Below are 13,391 nucleotides of genomic sequence, written 5' to 3' on the forward strand. Positions count from 1 at the left end.
ATTATTCAGCATACCTAAAGATTGTCATTTGTATATGCAGCAATTACTTTTGACAAGCCCGTTTGGTGTTCGAAGTTATCACGGTACATATTCAATAGGATGAAAAGTTCCTGTGGTTCAATATCAACAATCTCAATATTGCAATTTTCTACTACTACCATTCCATTTTTTAGCTCCAATTTAACTGGAGCATAAATAATGATATCTCGTTGAAAAGCTTCGAAGATGTCCTCAACTTTATATTGAATAACGTCGATAGCGGTGTTTTCATTTAATATAAAATAATGAACTTTGTTGCCAACATTGTCAATAAATGATTGGTAATCGCGGCTTTTTATTTCGCTCCCGTTTTCAAGAAGTGAACTTCCCTCTAAATAAGTTTCAAGTGGGTCGAAAAACTTAGTGCTTAAAGATCTTAAAAGTCCTTCAAATTCCAGTTCATTTTTAGTGTTCTCATATAAATTTCTTAGATTGAACTGGTCTAACAAATAATTCCAAGAGGGTTTATCAATAGCATTTAGTAAATGAGTGGCTTCTCTTATAAGATCTCGATTTTGACCAATCTTTTGTTTTACCAGATTTTTAACGATTGCTTCCTCCTCAGAAGTAGACTTGTTCAAGCCAAATAGTTTTTTCAAGTTTGATACCAATACTGAAATTTGCTCCTTGCCGCTTATATTGGGCAACATTAAAATATGAGGCTCTATCCTTGTGTAAAATGCCTCATTAAGTTGACGGATAAAATCTGGGTCTGAATTTGCATCAGTTTGGCTACACATTAAATAATGACCCTTTACAAAACTAAATAAATCAAATATTTCTCGGTATGAAGTAAAGAATGCATTTAGTCTCAGCTTAGATTTCTCATAGATTTTTTCCAGCTCGTCTATCTGGAAAATTAAAAAAATATTACTTAGCGCAAGTATATTTAAAAAAATTACTAATATCTCTTTACGTTCAAAGTTGGATAATTGTTCGAGTTCAAATCTCCCAAACTCCGCCTTGGTGTATAATCTACCTGTACCCAAATAAATGAGGCGTTTTATGTCTTCTTCCGAAGTTGTTGGAGCAAACAATTTATTAACATACTCTTCAACAGACCTAAAACTTTCTGGAAAACCATTTGTTAATACTTCAAAATTATATGTTGATCTAAGAGCAATGACTTGGTTTACAAGAGTTTCGGTGAAATGATCCTGTATCTCCTTTAGTAGAAATAAACCAATATCTGGCTGATCAATATTTGCTCGTTTATATAGAACCCTAACTTGTGTATGGTTTTCAAAAAATAACTCCAAATATTTAAGAAGATTTGTTTTGCCGTTCCCGTATCGAGCAATAATAAAATTGCTTACCATCCTACCTCCATCAATTGCTTCAATCTTTTCTTGAACTTGAGATTTAATATCATCTAAGCCTACTACAAAATACGGTAATTGAGGTACTTTTCCCTCGGACAAGTCTTTAATTAAATTTGCTTTCGTTTCGTCCTTAATTGCAAGGTTTTGCCAAAGATTTGATATTACCATTTATATTTTATTTTTAAGACAGACACACCCCTCACTCTAAACCGCTTTCTCCTGTCAATTGAAGAAACAATATTACTAAAAAATATATGACTCTTGGCTTTTTCAAGTTCATAAAACGTATTTAAGAAGAGCTCATAATTGGCATGTGAAATCTTCAGATTATCTTTTATGTCATAAAGATTAACAAATCCCAAAACATCTTTTTTTTGTGTAATACAAAGCTTGTAGCTACTAGTAAATCGTTCTTTTAATGATTCATAGTCCCTTTTGCTTTTAAAACTTTCTGTCTCATAAAGTTTCAGATTATTGGTAATTTCATTGAACCATGTGTCTAATCGCATGTCAGATTGAATGATTCTCATGAATCTATTCCTGATGATATTCCTTGCATTTAGAATATCCATGGATTCAATCCAAGAGCTTCTTACTTTATTATAATTTGAAAGGCTTTGGTTGTTGTAAATGAAATGCTTAATCCGATACATTTTTTTTATAAAATCAAAATAGCGGTTATCAGAGTCAGTAAATTTATATTTAAATTCAAGCCTCTTAAATAAGCATAAAGCGATCAGTAAGAGAAAATCGTTTTCAAGAAGCCGTTTAAAAAAGAATTCACTTTCTTTTTTAGTGAGATGAGCAGGATGGGCTTTTGATTTTATGGAAAGTAGTTGTTTGCCAAAATCTGTTAAGCAATTTTGATCGTCAATAAGTTTTAACTTATCTTTAGAAAGATTAACGTAATAGGACGCAGCCTTATAAGTCGAATAAATTTGTTTGTCAACATCTTCATAGCGTTCCATTCTCATAATATTCATAATCAGCTCCTTTTTCTTTGTTTTAGGCAAGCCATTTAAGCGTGAAGTTACACTACTAACAGCATGCCTACTTACCAAGCCTGGATACTCCAAATAGGGACTCTTTGCATATATTTTGTGAAGTTTATTCATTAGATGTAGATAAAATTCTATATTTAATGAGGAACTCGCCATTTTTAACTTGGTATTTTGAATGAACTCGCATACCCATCTCGTTGTCTTCAGCGGTTGATGAAATGGTCGGTGGAGGCTTTCAAAAAAAGGGGGTAATTCGGTATTCATTAAATTGATGAGTAAATTGAACTTTAAAGTTAAAAATATTATCCAATTGCTTGTTCTCTTTACTCAGATTACTATTATTACACGCTTTGGTACACAAAATAGTATTTGGTAATAAATCGCCACTTGATTCTGAGCTATCTTAACCACCCTCAGATAGTTAGAAATTGAACTCGAATTATGTAGTTTAACATGACTTTCCTAAATTTTTAGGTGCTGAAGCACTCTAGAAACTGTGTCTTTTATTGGGAAAAATCAAAAGACATAGCTGTAATATTATGTAAAAGTACAAAGAGTTGGGAAAAGTATCCAGGCATAAAAAAAGCGCTGACTCAGTTGTAATTAACTGTTGTTCAGCGCTTTCCAGTAGCCCGTAGGGGAATCGAACCCCTGTTTCCAGAATGAAAATCTGGCGTCCTAACCCCTAGACGAACGGGCCATATTGGTTTACGCTTTAAGATTTTTGATTTACACTTTGGATAAAATCTAAATTCGTCAATCTACAATCGTAACTCAATTTTGTAGCGGGGACACGACTCGAACGTGCGACCTTCGGGTTATGAGCCCGACGAGCTACCAACTGCTCCACCCCGCATTATGTAACGAATTAAGGCTCGTTAACCTTTGATAAAAAAACCGCTCTATAATTAAGCGGTCGTAGCCCGTAGGGGAATCGAACCCCTGTTTCCAGAATGAAAATCTGGCGTCCTCACCCCTAGACGAACGGGCCATATTGGTTTACGCTTTAAGATTCTTAATTTACATTTTAATAAAATCTAAATTCGTCGATCTACAATCGTAACTCAATTTTGTAGCGGGGACACGACTCGAACGTGCGACCTTCGGGTTATGAGCCCGACGAGCTACCAACTGCTCCACCCCGCATTATATACAACTCGTTTTTTGTCCAGAATTAAATCCTTAACACTGTTTCCGAATTGGAATGCAAAGATATAATTCGTTTCTTTGTACTGCAAATTTATTTTAAAAAATATTTTAATGGCGCATAAAGCAGGTTTTGTTAGTATAATAGGTAAACCAAACGTAGGAAAATCAACCCTCATGAATGTGCTTGTAGGCGAGCGACTTAGCATTATTACGCCTAAGGCACAAACCACCAGGCACCGTATTTTAGGCATTGTAAACGAAGAAGATTATCAGATCGTTTTCTCCGATACCCCAGGTATTATTAAGCCAAAATATAGCCTACAAGAGAGTATGATGAGTTTTGTAAACGGATCTTTAACCGATGCAGACGTACTTTTATTTGTTACCGACATCAACGAGGAGCACGATGAAGATGATGTTTTAAATAAGATTTTAGATCGTAATATTCCCACCATCGTACTCATCAATAAAATAGATAAAGCCCTGCAAGAACAGGTTGATGAAAAAATTGCTTACTGGCAGGAAAAACTAAATCCGGTAGCCATTTATGCCATATCGGCTTTACATAACCACAATGTTGATGGTTTATTAGACCGCGTTTTAGAAATGTTGCCAGAACATCCGGCTTATTACGATAAAGAAGAACTCACCGATCGCTCGGAACGTTTCTTCGTCTCAGAAATCGTACGCGAGAAGATTTTCCTCAATTACCAGAAAGAAATTCCATACAGTACCGAGGTGGTTGTAAAAAGTTTTAAGCATGAAGAACTGAAAACAAAAGGACAAATGATCAGGATTAGTGCCGAGATTGTGGTAGAACGCGATTCGCAAAAAAACATCCTTATTGGTACCGGCGGCAGCATGCTTAAGAAAGTGGGCACAGAAGCACGAATCGAAATTGAAAAGTTTCTAGACTCGAAAGTGTTTCTCGAACTGTTTGTAAAAGTAATTCCAGACTGGAGAAGTAAAAAGAACTACCTAAAAAGTTTCGGTTACGATAATTAACCGTACCTTTGCAGCCCGAAATAGATCGGTTAGTAGTTGATAGTCAATGGCTGATAGCCAGATCGTTTAAGCAGCTTGCTTAAGCACTTACGACCATTAACTATAAGCATTAACTATCAAAAGAACACCCAATGAGTAATATTATCGCCATCGTAGGCAGGCCAAACGTAGGCAAAAGCACCCTTTTTAATAGATTAACCGAAAGTCGCAAAGCCATTGTAGATGATATGAGCGGCGTAACCCGCGATAGGCACTACGGCGTTGGCGAATGGACCGACAGGCAGTTTACCGTAATTGATACCGGAGGTTATGTAGCCAATTCGGAGGATGTTTACGAAGCTGCCATCCGCGAACAAGTGATGATTGCCATTGAAGAGGCAAGCGTACTCATCTTTATGGTCGATGTAACTACAGGTATTACCGATTTAGACGATGACATTGCACAGGTTCTTCGCCGCAGTAAAAAACCAGTTTATGTGTGTGCCAACAAGGTAGACAATACGGCCCTTTACAGCGAAATCAGTACTTTCTATGGTTTCGGCCTTGGCGAGGTTTATCCCCTATCTTCTATGACAGGCTCTGGAACCGGCGAACTGTTGGATGAAGTAGTAAAAAACTTCGAAGATATTCCTGAAGAAGAAAACCAGTTGCCTAAAATCACCATTGCAGGCCGACCCAACGTTGGCAAATCATCATTAGTTAATGCCCTAATTGGTAAAGAAAGAAATATTGTTACCGCCAATGCCGGCACCACCCGCGATTCGATTAAAATTCATTACAACCAATTCGGCCATGAATTTATGCTTATCGATACCGCAGGTTTGCGTAAAAAAACCAAGGTTAAAGAAAACCTCGAGTTTTATTCGGTAATGCGTACCATCAAGGCTTTAGAAGAAGCCGATGTGGTGGTGCTTATGATCGATGCGCAAGAAGGCATCGAAAGCCAAGACATCAACATCTTCCACCTGGCCGAGAAAAATAAAAAAGGCATTGTTATCCTGGTAAACAAGTGGGATTTGATCGAAAAAAATACCCAAACCATGAAAGCGTTTGAAGAGCAAATTCAAGAACGCATTCGCCCATTTACCGATGTGCCAATTATTTTCACCTCGGTTTTAAACAAGCAACGTATTTTTAAAGCCATTGAGGCGGCCTTAGAGGTCTACCAAAATCGCGGTAAGAAAATCCCGACTTCTAAATTAAACGATGTAATGTTGCCATTAATCGAGAAGTTTCCACCGCCGGCACTTAAGGGCAAGCACATTAAAATTAAGTACATCACGCAAATTAACGGTAGCTCGCCCATGTTCGCGTTCTTCTGTAATTTGCCGCAGTACATTAAAGATCCATACAAACGTTTTATAGAAAACAAACTGAGAGAAAACTTTAACTTTTCGGGTTCGCCGATTCAAATTTTCTTCAGGCAGAAGTAAAAACGGCATTTTTTTAAATTAAGAAATTATAAAAATAAGTAAAGCAGGGCTTGCATTTCATCGCGAAAAGCAGCCCTGCTTTTCGTTGCAACCTTTTTTGCAGATGGGTATCACAAAGTAATCAAGCCAGCGGTTATTTGTCTTACAACGCATCTATCCAAATCTGTTTAACAAAAAAGGGTTTCCACTACAATCACGTTTATTACAGTAAATGCATTACTCGTCGCAAAATACAGCCTCTCTAGTGCCTATTTTTTCTCTACTGTAATTCCATTCTGCTATCTTTGGCGCATGCAAATCGAAGTGCTCAATAGCTTACCAACCGATCTCCAGACCATTTTCGAGTTTTACGAAATGGCTGTAGCACACCAGAAAAAAGTTTTCCATAAACACTGGCAGGGTTTCGATCAACATTTAATCGAAAACGAAATAGCCGAAAATCGTCAGTACAAAATTCTCGTCGGTGGAGAAGTGGCTTGCATTTTTGCCGTTACCTTTTCCGATCAACTCATCTGGGGCGATCGCGACTACGATTCTATTTACATACACCGCATTGTTACCCATCCTAATTTTCGGGGCTATGCTTTTGTTAAAGAAATTATCACCTGGGCAAAAGCGTATGCATCCAAAAACCACCTTCAATTTATACGCATGGATACCTGGGCCGATAACGAAAAATTGTTAGCCTATTACACCAGCTGTGGTTTCAATTACGTGGGTATAGCCAATATGGACAAAACCGAAGGCCTGCCCAAACATTACGAAGGTATAAGCCTTAGCCTTTTCGAAATTAAAGTTTAGCGGAAATAATATCCATAACTTAACATTGATGCCTTAAGCTCATGGTAGGTTAGCGATCTTTTTAAAGGATTGGTTACTAAAACTATTTTGTTGTTAGTACCACCAGGCCAGTTGGATATTGAATGGCCGCACTATTTTCTGCAGTAATAAATACGTACTCCGGTTTAAATGGGGTTACTGTTGATAACGAACCTTCAAGCGAACTGCTAAAATATCCGCTACTGCTGTTTAGCCTGCCCAAATTTTTGGTAACATTACCTGCTGTAACCATCCAAACCACATACATTGTTTTTTTAGGTGTCAACCGTGAAGGCTCAGCAAGATTGTCCACTTTCAGCGCAAGTTTAAAATTACCATTATTATCCTTACTTACATTCACCGATCCTTTAGCTGCCGGAACAACAGTAGAATTTAAAAACTTTAGATTAGTGGAACAAGATGATAGACACAGTAAAATTAATAAAGCAATTGATGTGAAAGAATATAGCTGATTTTTCAAAATGTATAGGGTTTTAATGATTTATTGTTGGCTTGGGTACGCTTTGTACACTTGTAGATGTTATTAAAGTAACAGCAATATCTCGATTTGGTTTCGGCTTTCTTTTAAGGAGGCCATTCGGGAAACAGCAAATGGCCAACATTAGGCGCTAAACAATGATACGTAAACAAGTGGTGAAATTGCTATCCAAATTTAATCTGCAAATTCTATCCGTTTCGTTTTAGTCTCCTTTAACAATCATTCTACCGCTTGAAACGAAAAAATAGAAAATAGCAATTGAGCGATGAACGTAAATAAGCAACAGTTAAAAGAGATTAATAATGTTATGTTATCCTAAAAAGAGCTAAACTGCCTTAAGATAACATGGTAGCTAATTGAATGTCGATTAATCTTTATTCTCTAACAACGTTAAGGTATGATATAAACTTTCTTTACCACCCCAAGCCTGATGACCAGTTACCAAAGCTTTAATCACTGGATATTTGATATCAAGTTGCTTAAGCGTTTTCGGCCATTCTGCCAAGTTAGCTTCTGCAATATTGCCCAAATCTGAAGCTTGAACACTCTTAATTAAACACCCGCCAAACAGCACTTTCTGCTTTTCAAACCAAATAACGATATTATCACTCGTATGGCCGCTGCCTGCATAATAGGTGCTTATTTTTCTACCGCCTATACTAAATGTAGTGTCATTACTAAATGTAAACTGTGCTCGTGGTTTGTGGTTGGCTTTTAGAATGGCATCGGTTTTTTTACTAGTATACGTTTTAATCCCATTGGCTTTGAAGAAAGCAATACCCCCGGCCCGGTCTTCGTGAGCATGTGTGGCAATGTTAAGCATAATCTTTTCTTGATGTTTGGCACTCAAGCTATCCATAAAAGGTTGCAGATCTTCTTTCTCCCAAGGAGCATCTATAACCACAATCCCCTTTTGGGTTACCAAGTACATGCCGTTCGCATCAGTAACATTCCCATCGTAGGTGCTGTATGTTGTAAATACATAGAGGTTTTCGGTTATGGGTTTAATTTTTATTCGAGGTGTTTGTGCCGAGGCCAAAAAACCACTTAAAATAATGCAAACAATAAAAATGTGGCGCATGGTAATAAATTAACTGAATTTGGGTTTCATTTAATAACGATCAGCTAGTTATTTTAGTTTAATTTTCCAGCTTAGCATGTCGCCAACCTCGCCTACCTGCTCAAATCGATTTTTTCTTAGAATAGCATACGATGAGATATTTGCTTTGGAAGTGGTAGCAAAAATAGACTTTACACCGGGTTGCATCTTTGCCCAGTCTATTACACCTGCAATGGCTTCCGTCATTATTCCCCGCCCACGAAAAGACTCATACGTTCCATAACCAATTTCGATTTCACCACATGCATCAGGCTCATCTACAAAGGTAATATCACCTACAATACTGTTATCAGGTTTTGAAATAATAATCCACAAGGTGTGGTACTTGTAATTTTTGTCATCATCCAAAACCGTGGGCAGTACCGAATTTTCTAACGCTTTACCCAAAGCTGGCGAAATATCTTTCTTGGTAGGCAACACATTCAATTCTTTAGGAAGCGAATCGTCATCCTGGATGTACTTTACCAGCTGGCCATGGGTTAGTGGCATCAGAATAAGGCTGTCGGTTTCTATCATTGTTTATATTTTTGTTTGCGCTTTGCAACCTGCCTATGGTGCAGTTTAGTAATGTATAAACCTGATGGTAGTGGCAGCGGGAGCCGAAGGCGGGAGCTATAACGTACAGCAGGAACAAACCTTAACATGAAATGCTGCCAGTGCTTTCCTAAAAAAATTATTGCAGGTTAATTAAGGCTTGTTTAACAGCATTGTCGTTTTGGTTAGCAGATTTATAGTAACCCACATCGCCAAGGTAGTAACGGCAAAGCAATGCTTTTAAATCGTTTAAAATAACTGTTTTGGAATTGTAAAGTTGCGTGCGGTCTATAGTGATATTTTTCCGTTGAATGTAACCGATAAAATCTTTAAAATCGTTATCGCTAAGGGCGAAATTATTTATATTCTGTTCGATAAAGCTTGCGTTGTAACGGGTGGTTAGCGCATTGAAGACATAATCTGAAAGCACTTTTTTGCTCACAAGATTGGCGTAAAAGCGATTGTATCCAGCTGTATCTAATTTCACAAATACATCTGGCTGTATGCCACCTAAACCTTTTGGTTTCCGGTTGGGCGCTGGAGTTACACCCTCCCCTTTTTCAATAGAATCTTGAAAAGATGTGCGATCGCCTGTGAGTTCGCCATCCATCATACGTTCATCTAATTCATGTTTATATGCATCGTAACCTTTTTTGTAAGATTTCTGGATGCTGCGTCCAGATGGCGTGTAGTAACGGGCAATGGTTAAGTTCAGTGCAGATCCATCGCCAAAGGCAAATTGCTCCTGTACCAGGCCTTTGCCAAAAGAGCGTCGCCCAACAATGATGCCCCTACCCAAATCTTGGATGGCGCCAGCAACAATTTCGCTCGCAGAAGCCGTGTTTTCGTTAATAAGAATGGCCAGCTTACCATTTTGAAACGCACCTGTTCCGGTAGAAAAGTAATCGGTACGGGGTTCGTGCTTGCCCTGGGTGTAAACAATTAATTTATTTTCTGGTAAAAACTGGTCGGCTAAACCCGTTGCGGCAGAGAAGTAGCCCCCTCCGTTATCTCGTAGATCTAACACCAGCTTTTTCATTCCTTTAGCCTTTAAACTTGCTGCAGCCGCAGCAAAATCGTTATCGGTATGGGCGCCAAACTTGCTTATTCTAACGTAACCGGTTTCGGCGTTCATCATATAAGCAGCATCTATACTGCTAATATTTACCTTGCCCCGGGTAACCATTAACCTACTCTGAACATTGGTGCCGTTACGCATTAAAACAACGCTAACCCCGCTTCCCGCCTTCCCTCTAAACCTACCTGTAAGTTGTTCTTTAGGCAAGTTTCTGCCACTAACCATTGTAGAATCTATTGTGAGAATTTTATCACCAAGTTTAATGCCCGCCTGAGATGCTGGTCCGTCCTTTACAACGCCAGTAACCATCATGGTATCATTTAGCATATAGTACTCAATACCAACCCCTTCGAAATTACCTTCCAGGTTTTCGCTCATGTCTTGCGCATCAGTTGGTGGTAAATAAACACTATGCGGATCCAGCTGATGTAAAACACTGTCTATCGGTAAATTCTGGAGTGAATCGGTATTAATTTCGTCAACATAATTGCGGTTGATGATATGGAGAATTTCATCAAGCTTTTCGTTACTATTTGTGGCAAGTTGACTACTTTTTTTCACGCCATAGCCTTGTTCTTTGATAAACTTAATACCCAAAACCATACCGACTATTAAAATTACAGAATAGCTGATGGCAATTAGTAAATTATTACGGGTATTCTTTTTCATTAGCGTTGATGCAAATTTATGAAAATTAGCGGGTTGATATATTTTTTAACTTCATTTTCGTGTCTTTTGTTTCTAATATTTGATATAATATCATGAGCCAAAATGATGATAAGGTTTAGTTTGCTACATTTTTTCGATTTTTTGGACAGATTTTAAAAAGAATTTACCGATTTTTATCAAAATTAAATTTATGAATAGAGTTACCGAGCAGGAATCAAACTACAACGACATCGATAAGATGTCGGTATTGGAAGTTTTGCAGGGGATTAATAACGAAGATAAAACCGTTGCCTTTGCTGTAGAAAAATGTTTGCCTCAAATAGAAAAATTGACCTCTGCAGTGGCAGAGCGGATGAAAAAAGGTGGTCGCTTATTTTACATTGGTGCAGGCACCAGTGGCCGCTTAGGTGTGGTAGATGCCTCTGAATGCCCACCTACCTATGGTGTACCATTTGATTGGGTTGTTGGAATTATTGCCGGTGGCGATACGGCCATTAGAAAAGCTGTAGAGTTCGCCGAAGATGATGCAGAACAGGCTTGGAAAGATTTGCAGGAATTTAACATTAACGAGAAAGATTGCTTAGTAGGTTTAGCGGCATCAGGCACCACGCCATATGTTATTGGCGGATTAAATACTGCCAGAAAACTTGGCATTTTAACAGGATGTATTGTTTGTAATACTGGAGGACCCATTGCTGCAGAATCTGATTTCCCCGTTGAGGTTGTAGTAGGGCCAGAATTTATCACGGGTTCCACCAGGATGAAATCGGGAACAGCGCAAAAGCTCGTTTTAAATATGCTAAGTACCACGGTAATGGTGCAACTTGGACGTGTAGTTGGAAATAAAATGGTAGACATGCAGCTTACTAACCATAAACTGGTCGATCGTGGCACACAAATGGTAGCCGACGAGTTAAATATTGGTTATGATGAAGCTGCAAATTTACTCACCCAGTACGGAAGTGTAAGAAAAGCGGTTGAGGCCGGACACCTAAACCTTGGTTAATATTAGGTTTACCTTGCTACTTAGCTGGATATAATTTGTTGACGATGAAGATGGAAGCGGCACAAGAAAAATTTTAAGAGAACATGCACGAGATAGAGCCGTATTACCAGTGGAGAGATGATTATATCTCGGCAGAAGATGAACGTTCGCCGTTTTACAATACCGAATATTCTGAGTTATATTTTGATAAGCAAATTTATAACTTTCTGCTCCACCCGCAGTGGGATGAATTTGGATCGAATACTTTGTATTTGAAAGTACTATACGCCGATTACGACAGAAGCTATGCAATTATAGAGTTTATCGGAGAATGGAACGATGCTATCAATAACGACATTATGCTCTTAAAACGCGATATTTTAGAGCTTATGATGGATGAAGGCATCAATAAATTTATACTCATTGGCGAGAATGTATTAAACTTCCACGCATCAGACGATAGCTACTATGAAGAGTGGTTTCAGGAAGTTGATGATGGCTGGATTGTTGGTGTAAACTTTCAAAATCACGTAGTTACGGAGTTCAGAGATAACAATATAGATTATTACATCAATTTTGGTGGTGCATTTGATGAACTGCCCTGGCGTACCTTGAAACCTTTGCAGCTCTTTAAAAAAGTTGAAGAATTGCTGACAAAAAGATTGAACTAAATTATTATTTTTAAGATTATTAAATTCACACATAACAATGGAACAACAAAATTATCAATATCAGGAAAATAGTGTTTTCGTACAAGAAAACTCGGTTTCCAAAAAATTCTTTGCAAACGTTTTTTTATGGATGTTTGTTGCATTATTAGTATCAAGCGTTTCTGCGTTTGTATTAGCCAACTCACCAGGAATTTTATCTTATCTGGTAGCCGAAAAAGGATTTACCATTTTTGGATACATCGCTATTTTTGCACCACTCGGCTTAGTAATGCTTATGGGTGCGGCAATGCAGAGATTATCTTTCTCGGCATTGGTGGGTATTTTTCTTCTTTATTCCGTTCTAACAGGAGTTATGTTAGGGTTTATCCTTTTAATTTACACATCTGCATCTATTGCAATCTGTTTTGTTGCTGCAGCAGTTATTTTTGCTGTTATGGCAATAATGGGATACACAACAGATGTTGATTTAAGTAAATTCGGGCCAATCCTTATGGCTGGTGTTATTGGGTTGGTTATAGTAAGTTTAATCAACTTTTTCATCGGCAGCGAAACTTTAAACTATATTTTAGGCTTTGTTGGTGTGGCTATCTTTACTGCACTTACTGCTTACAAGGTCCAAGAAATCAAAAGAATTGGCGAAGGTTTGGATGAAAGTGGAAATGAAATTGCATTGGCCGACAGCAAAAAGTTAGCAATAATGGCTGCATTATCACTTTATGTAACATTCATTAACTTATTTGTTTCTTTACTTCGCCTATTTGGCAACAGGAGATAAAAATTTGTAAAATCTGAATCAATCACATTTACAATTTTACCCACAAATACAAAACAATATTCTTAAGGCCGTGCAGTTTTGCACGGCCTTTGTAATTTTATTTGGGCACCACGCGATAATTTTTGGAAATGATGTTGCTTTGTTGCATTTTTGTGTGCTTATTAAGAAAGACGGAGGGATTAGACCCAACGATGTCTTAGCAACCTGTGCCAACAAGGTGCTAAATTCTAATCTCAGCAGTGGCGAGAGAAGATAAGTTTAGGAAGTACAATCATGTGCCAACTTTTTAAAT

12 protein-coding genes, 4 tRNA genes and 1 riboswitch are annotated in these 13,391 nt (G+C 37.8%); of the genes, 6 read left to right on the plus strand and 10 right to left on the minus strand.

From position 1 onward, the window contains the following. Positions 1 to 14: 14 nt before the first annotated feature. The 6 genes from OQ268_RS02225 to OQ268_RS02250 form a co-directional block, all read right to left on the minus strand. Positions 15 to 1,529, minus strand: a complete 1,515-nt coding sequence (locus tag OQ268_RS02225; protein ID WP_265854432.1) for a BREX system ATP-binding domain-containing protein — start codon at positions 1,527 to 1,529, stop codon at positions 15 to 17. Further along, positions 1,523 to 2,476 (minus strand): hypothetical protein, encoded by a 954-nt coding sequence (locus OQ268_RS02230; RefSeq protein WP_265854433.1) that lies wholly within the window; start codon positions 2,474 to 2,476, stop codon positions 1,523 to 1,525. Before OQ268_RS02230 ends, OQ268_RS02225 begins: the two co-directional genes overlap by 7 nt. Positions 2,477 to 2,990: 514 nt before the next feature. Continuing rightward, a tRNA-Glu gene (locus tag OQ268_RS02235) sits at positions 2,991 to 3,062 on the minus strand. Between the two features lie 83 nt (positions 3,063 to 3,145). Then, positions 3,146 to 3,218, minus strand: a tRNA-Met gene (locus OQ268_RS02240). A 63-nt stretch (positions 3,219 to 3,281) separates the two neighbouring features. Continuing rightward, a tRNA-Glu gene (locus OQ268_RS02245) sits at positions 3,282 to 3,353 on the minus strand. A gap of 82 nt (positions 3,354 to 3,435) precedes the next feature. Further along, positions 3,436 to 3,508, minus strand: a tRNA-Met gene (locus OQ268_RS02250). Between the two features lie 114 nt (positions 3,509 to 3,622). Here OQ268_RS02250 and era point away from each other — a divergent pair. The 3 genes from era to OQ268_RS02265 all read left to right on the plus strand — a co-directional run bounded on the left by era (position 3,623) and on the right by OQ268_RS02265 (position 6,750). Continuing rightward, positions 3,623 to 4,516: a GTPase Era gene (gene era / locus OQ268_RS02255; protein WP_265854434.1), complete on the plus strand. Its 894-nt coding sequence runs from the start codon at positions 3,623 to 3,625 to the stop codon at positions 4,514 to 4,516. Between the two features lie 131 nt (positions 4,517 to 4,647). Continuing rightward, positions 4,648 to 5,949: a ribosome biogenesis GTPase Der gene (gene der / locus OQ268_RS02260; RefSeq protein WP_265854435.1), complete on the plus strand. Its 1,302-nt coding sequence runs from the start codon at positions 4,648 to 4,650 to the stop codon at positions 5,947 to 5,949. Positions 5,950 to 6,240: 291 nt separating this feature from the next. After that, positions 6,241 to 6,750, plus strand: coding sequence for a GNAT family N-acetyltransferase (locus OQ268_RS02265; protein ID WP_265854436.1), 510 nt, complete (start codon positions 6,241 to 6,243; stop codon positions 6,748 to 6,750). 82 nt (positions 6,751 to 6,832) lie between these two features. On the opposite strand, the gene OQ268_RS02270 is transcribed toward OQ268_RS02265, so the two are convergent. The 4 genes from OQ268_RS02270 to OQ268_RS02285 all read right to left on the minus strand — a co-directional run bounded on the left by OQ268_RS02270 (position 6,833) and on the right by OQ268_RS02285 (position 10,668). After that, complete coding sequence (locus tag OQ268_RS02270; protein ID WP_265854437.1) at positions 6,833 to 7,249, minus strand: hypothetical protein; 417 nt, start codon at positions 7,247 to 7,249, stop codon at positions 6,833 to 6,835. Between the two features lie 385 nt (positions 7,250 to 7,634). Beyond that, a complete protein-coding gene (bla, locus tag OQ268_RS02275; RefSeq protein ID WP_265854438.1) occupies positions 7,635 to 8,348 on the minus strand; it encodes a BlaB/IND/MUS family subclass B1 metallo-beta-lactamase in 714 nt (237 codons plus the stop codon). A 48-nt stretch (positions 8,349 to 8,396) separates the two neighbouring features. Next, on the minus strand, positions 8,397 to 8,903 hold the full coding sequence (locus OQ268_RS02280) for a GNAT family N-acetyltransferase (RefSeq protein WP_265854439.1): 507 nt from the start codon (positions 8,901 to 8,903) through the stop codon (positions 8,397 to 8,399). Between the two features lie 157 nt (positions 8,904 to 9,060). Continuing rightward, positions 9,061 to 10,668, minus strand: a complete 1,608-nt coding sequence (locus OQ268_RS02285) for a S41 family peptidase (protein WP_265854440.1) — start codon at positions 10,666 to 10,668, stop codon at positions 9,061 to 9,063. Positions 10,669 to 10,858: 190 nt separating this feature from the next. Between OQ268_RS02285 and murQ the strand changes: the two genes are divergently transcribed. From murQ to OQ268_RS02300, 3 genes are all read left to right on the plus strand, one after another. After that, on the plus strand, positions 10,859 to 11,674 hold the full coding sequence (gene murQ / locus OQ268_RS02290; protein ID WP_265854441.1) for an N-acetylmuramic acid 6-phosphate etherase: 816 nt from the start codon (positions 10,859 to 10,861) through the stop codon (positions 11,672 to 11,674). Positions 11,675 to 11,757: 83 nt separating this feature from the next. After that, on the plus strand, positions 11,758 to 12,324 hold the full coding sequence (locus OQ268_RS02295; RefSeq protein ID WP_265854442.1) for a hypothetical protein: 567 nt from the start codon (positions 11,758 to 11,760) through the stop codon (positions 12,322 to 12,324). Positions 12,325 to 12,361: 37 nt separating this feature from the next. Beyond that, on the plus strand, positions 12,362 to 13,099 hold the full coding sequence (locus tag OQ268_RS02300) for a Bax inhibitor-1/YccA family protein (RefSeq protein WP_265854443.1): 738 nt from the start codon (positions 12,362 to 12,364) through the stop codon (positions 13,097 to 13,099). A gap of 155 nt (positions 13,100 to 13,254) precedes the next feature. Beyond that, positions 13,255 to 13,358, plus strand: a riboswitch (SAM riboswitch). Positions 13,359 to 13,391: the final 33 nt, after the last annotated feature.

Origin of the sequence: Pedobacter sandarakinus, from assembly GCF_026240095.1 — a bacterium.
Taxonomy (GTDB): Bacteria; Bacteroidota; Bacteroidia; order Sphingobacteriales; family Sphingobacteriaceae; genus Pedobacter; species Pedobacter sandarakinus.

What these genes read in the sequence shown, in the direction of transcription:
- bla (WP_265854438.1), bottom strand. Translation starts at nt 8,348, where the DNA reads ATGCGCCACATTTTTATTGTTTGCATTATTTTAAGTGGTTTTTTGGCC.
- OQ268_RS02265 (WP_265854436.1), top strand. Translation starts at nt 6,241, where the DNA reads ATGCAAATCGAAGTGCTCAATAGCTTACCAACCGATCTCCAGACCATT.
- OQ268_RS02300 (WP_265854443.1), top strand. Translation starts at nt 12,362, where the DNA reads ATGGAACAACAAAATTATCAATATCAGGAAAATAGTGTTTTCGTACAA.
- der (WP_265854435.1), top strand. Translation starts at nt 4,648, where the DNA reads ATGAGTAATATTATCGCCATCGTAGGCAGGCCAAACGTAGGCAAAAGC.
- OQ268_RS02230 (WP_265854433.1), bottom strand. Translation starts at nt 2,476, where the DNA reads ATGAATAAACTTCACAAAATATATGCAAAGAGTCCCTATTTGGAGTAT.
- murQ (WP_265854441.1), top strand. Translation starts at nt 10,859, where the DNA reads ATGAATAGAGTTACCGAGCAGGAATCAAACTACAACGACATCGATAAG.
- OQ268_RS02280 (WP_265854439.1), bottom strand. Translation starts at nt 8,903, where the DNA reads ATGATAGAAACCGACAGCCTTATTCTGATGCCACTAACCCATGGCCAG.
- OQ268_RS02295 (WP_265854442.1), top strand. Translation starts at nt 11,758, where the DNA reads ATGCACGAGATAGAGCCGTATTACCAGTGGAGAGATGATTATATCTCG.
- OQ268_RS02225 (WP_265854432.1), bottom strand. Translation starts at nt 1,529, where the DNA reads ATGGTAATATCAAATCTTTGGCAAAACCTTGCAATTAAGGACGAAACG.
- era (WP_265854434.1), top strand. Translation starts at nt 3,623, where the DNA reads ATGGCGCATAAAGCAGGTTTTGTTAGTATAATAGGTAAACCAAACGTA.
- OQ268_RS02285 (WP_265854440.1), bottom strand. Translation starts at nt 10,668, where the DNA reads ATGAAAAAGAATACCCGTAATAATTTACTAATTGCCATCAGCTATTCT.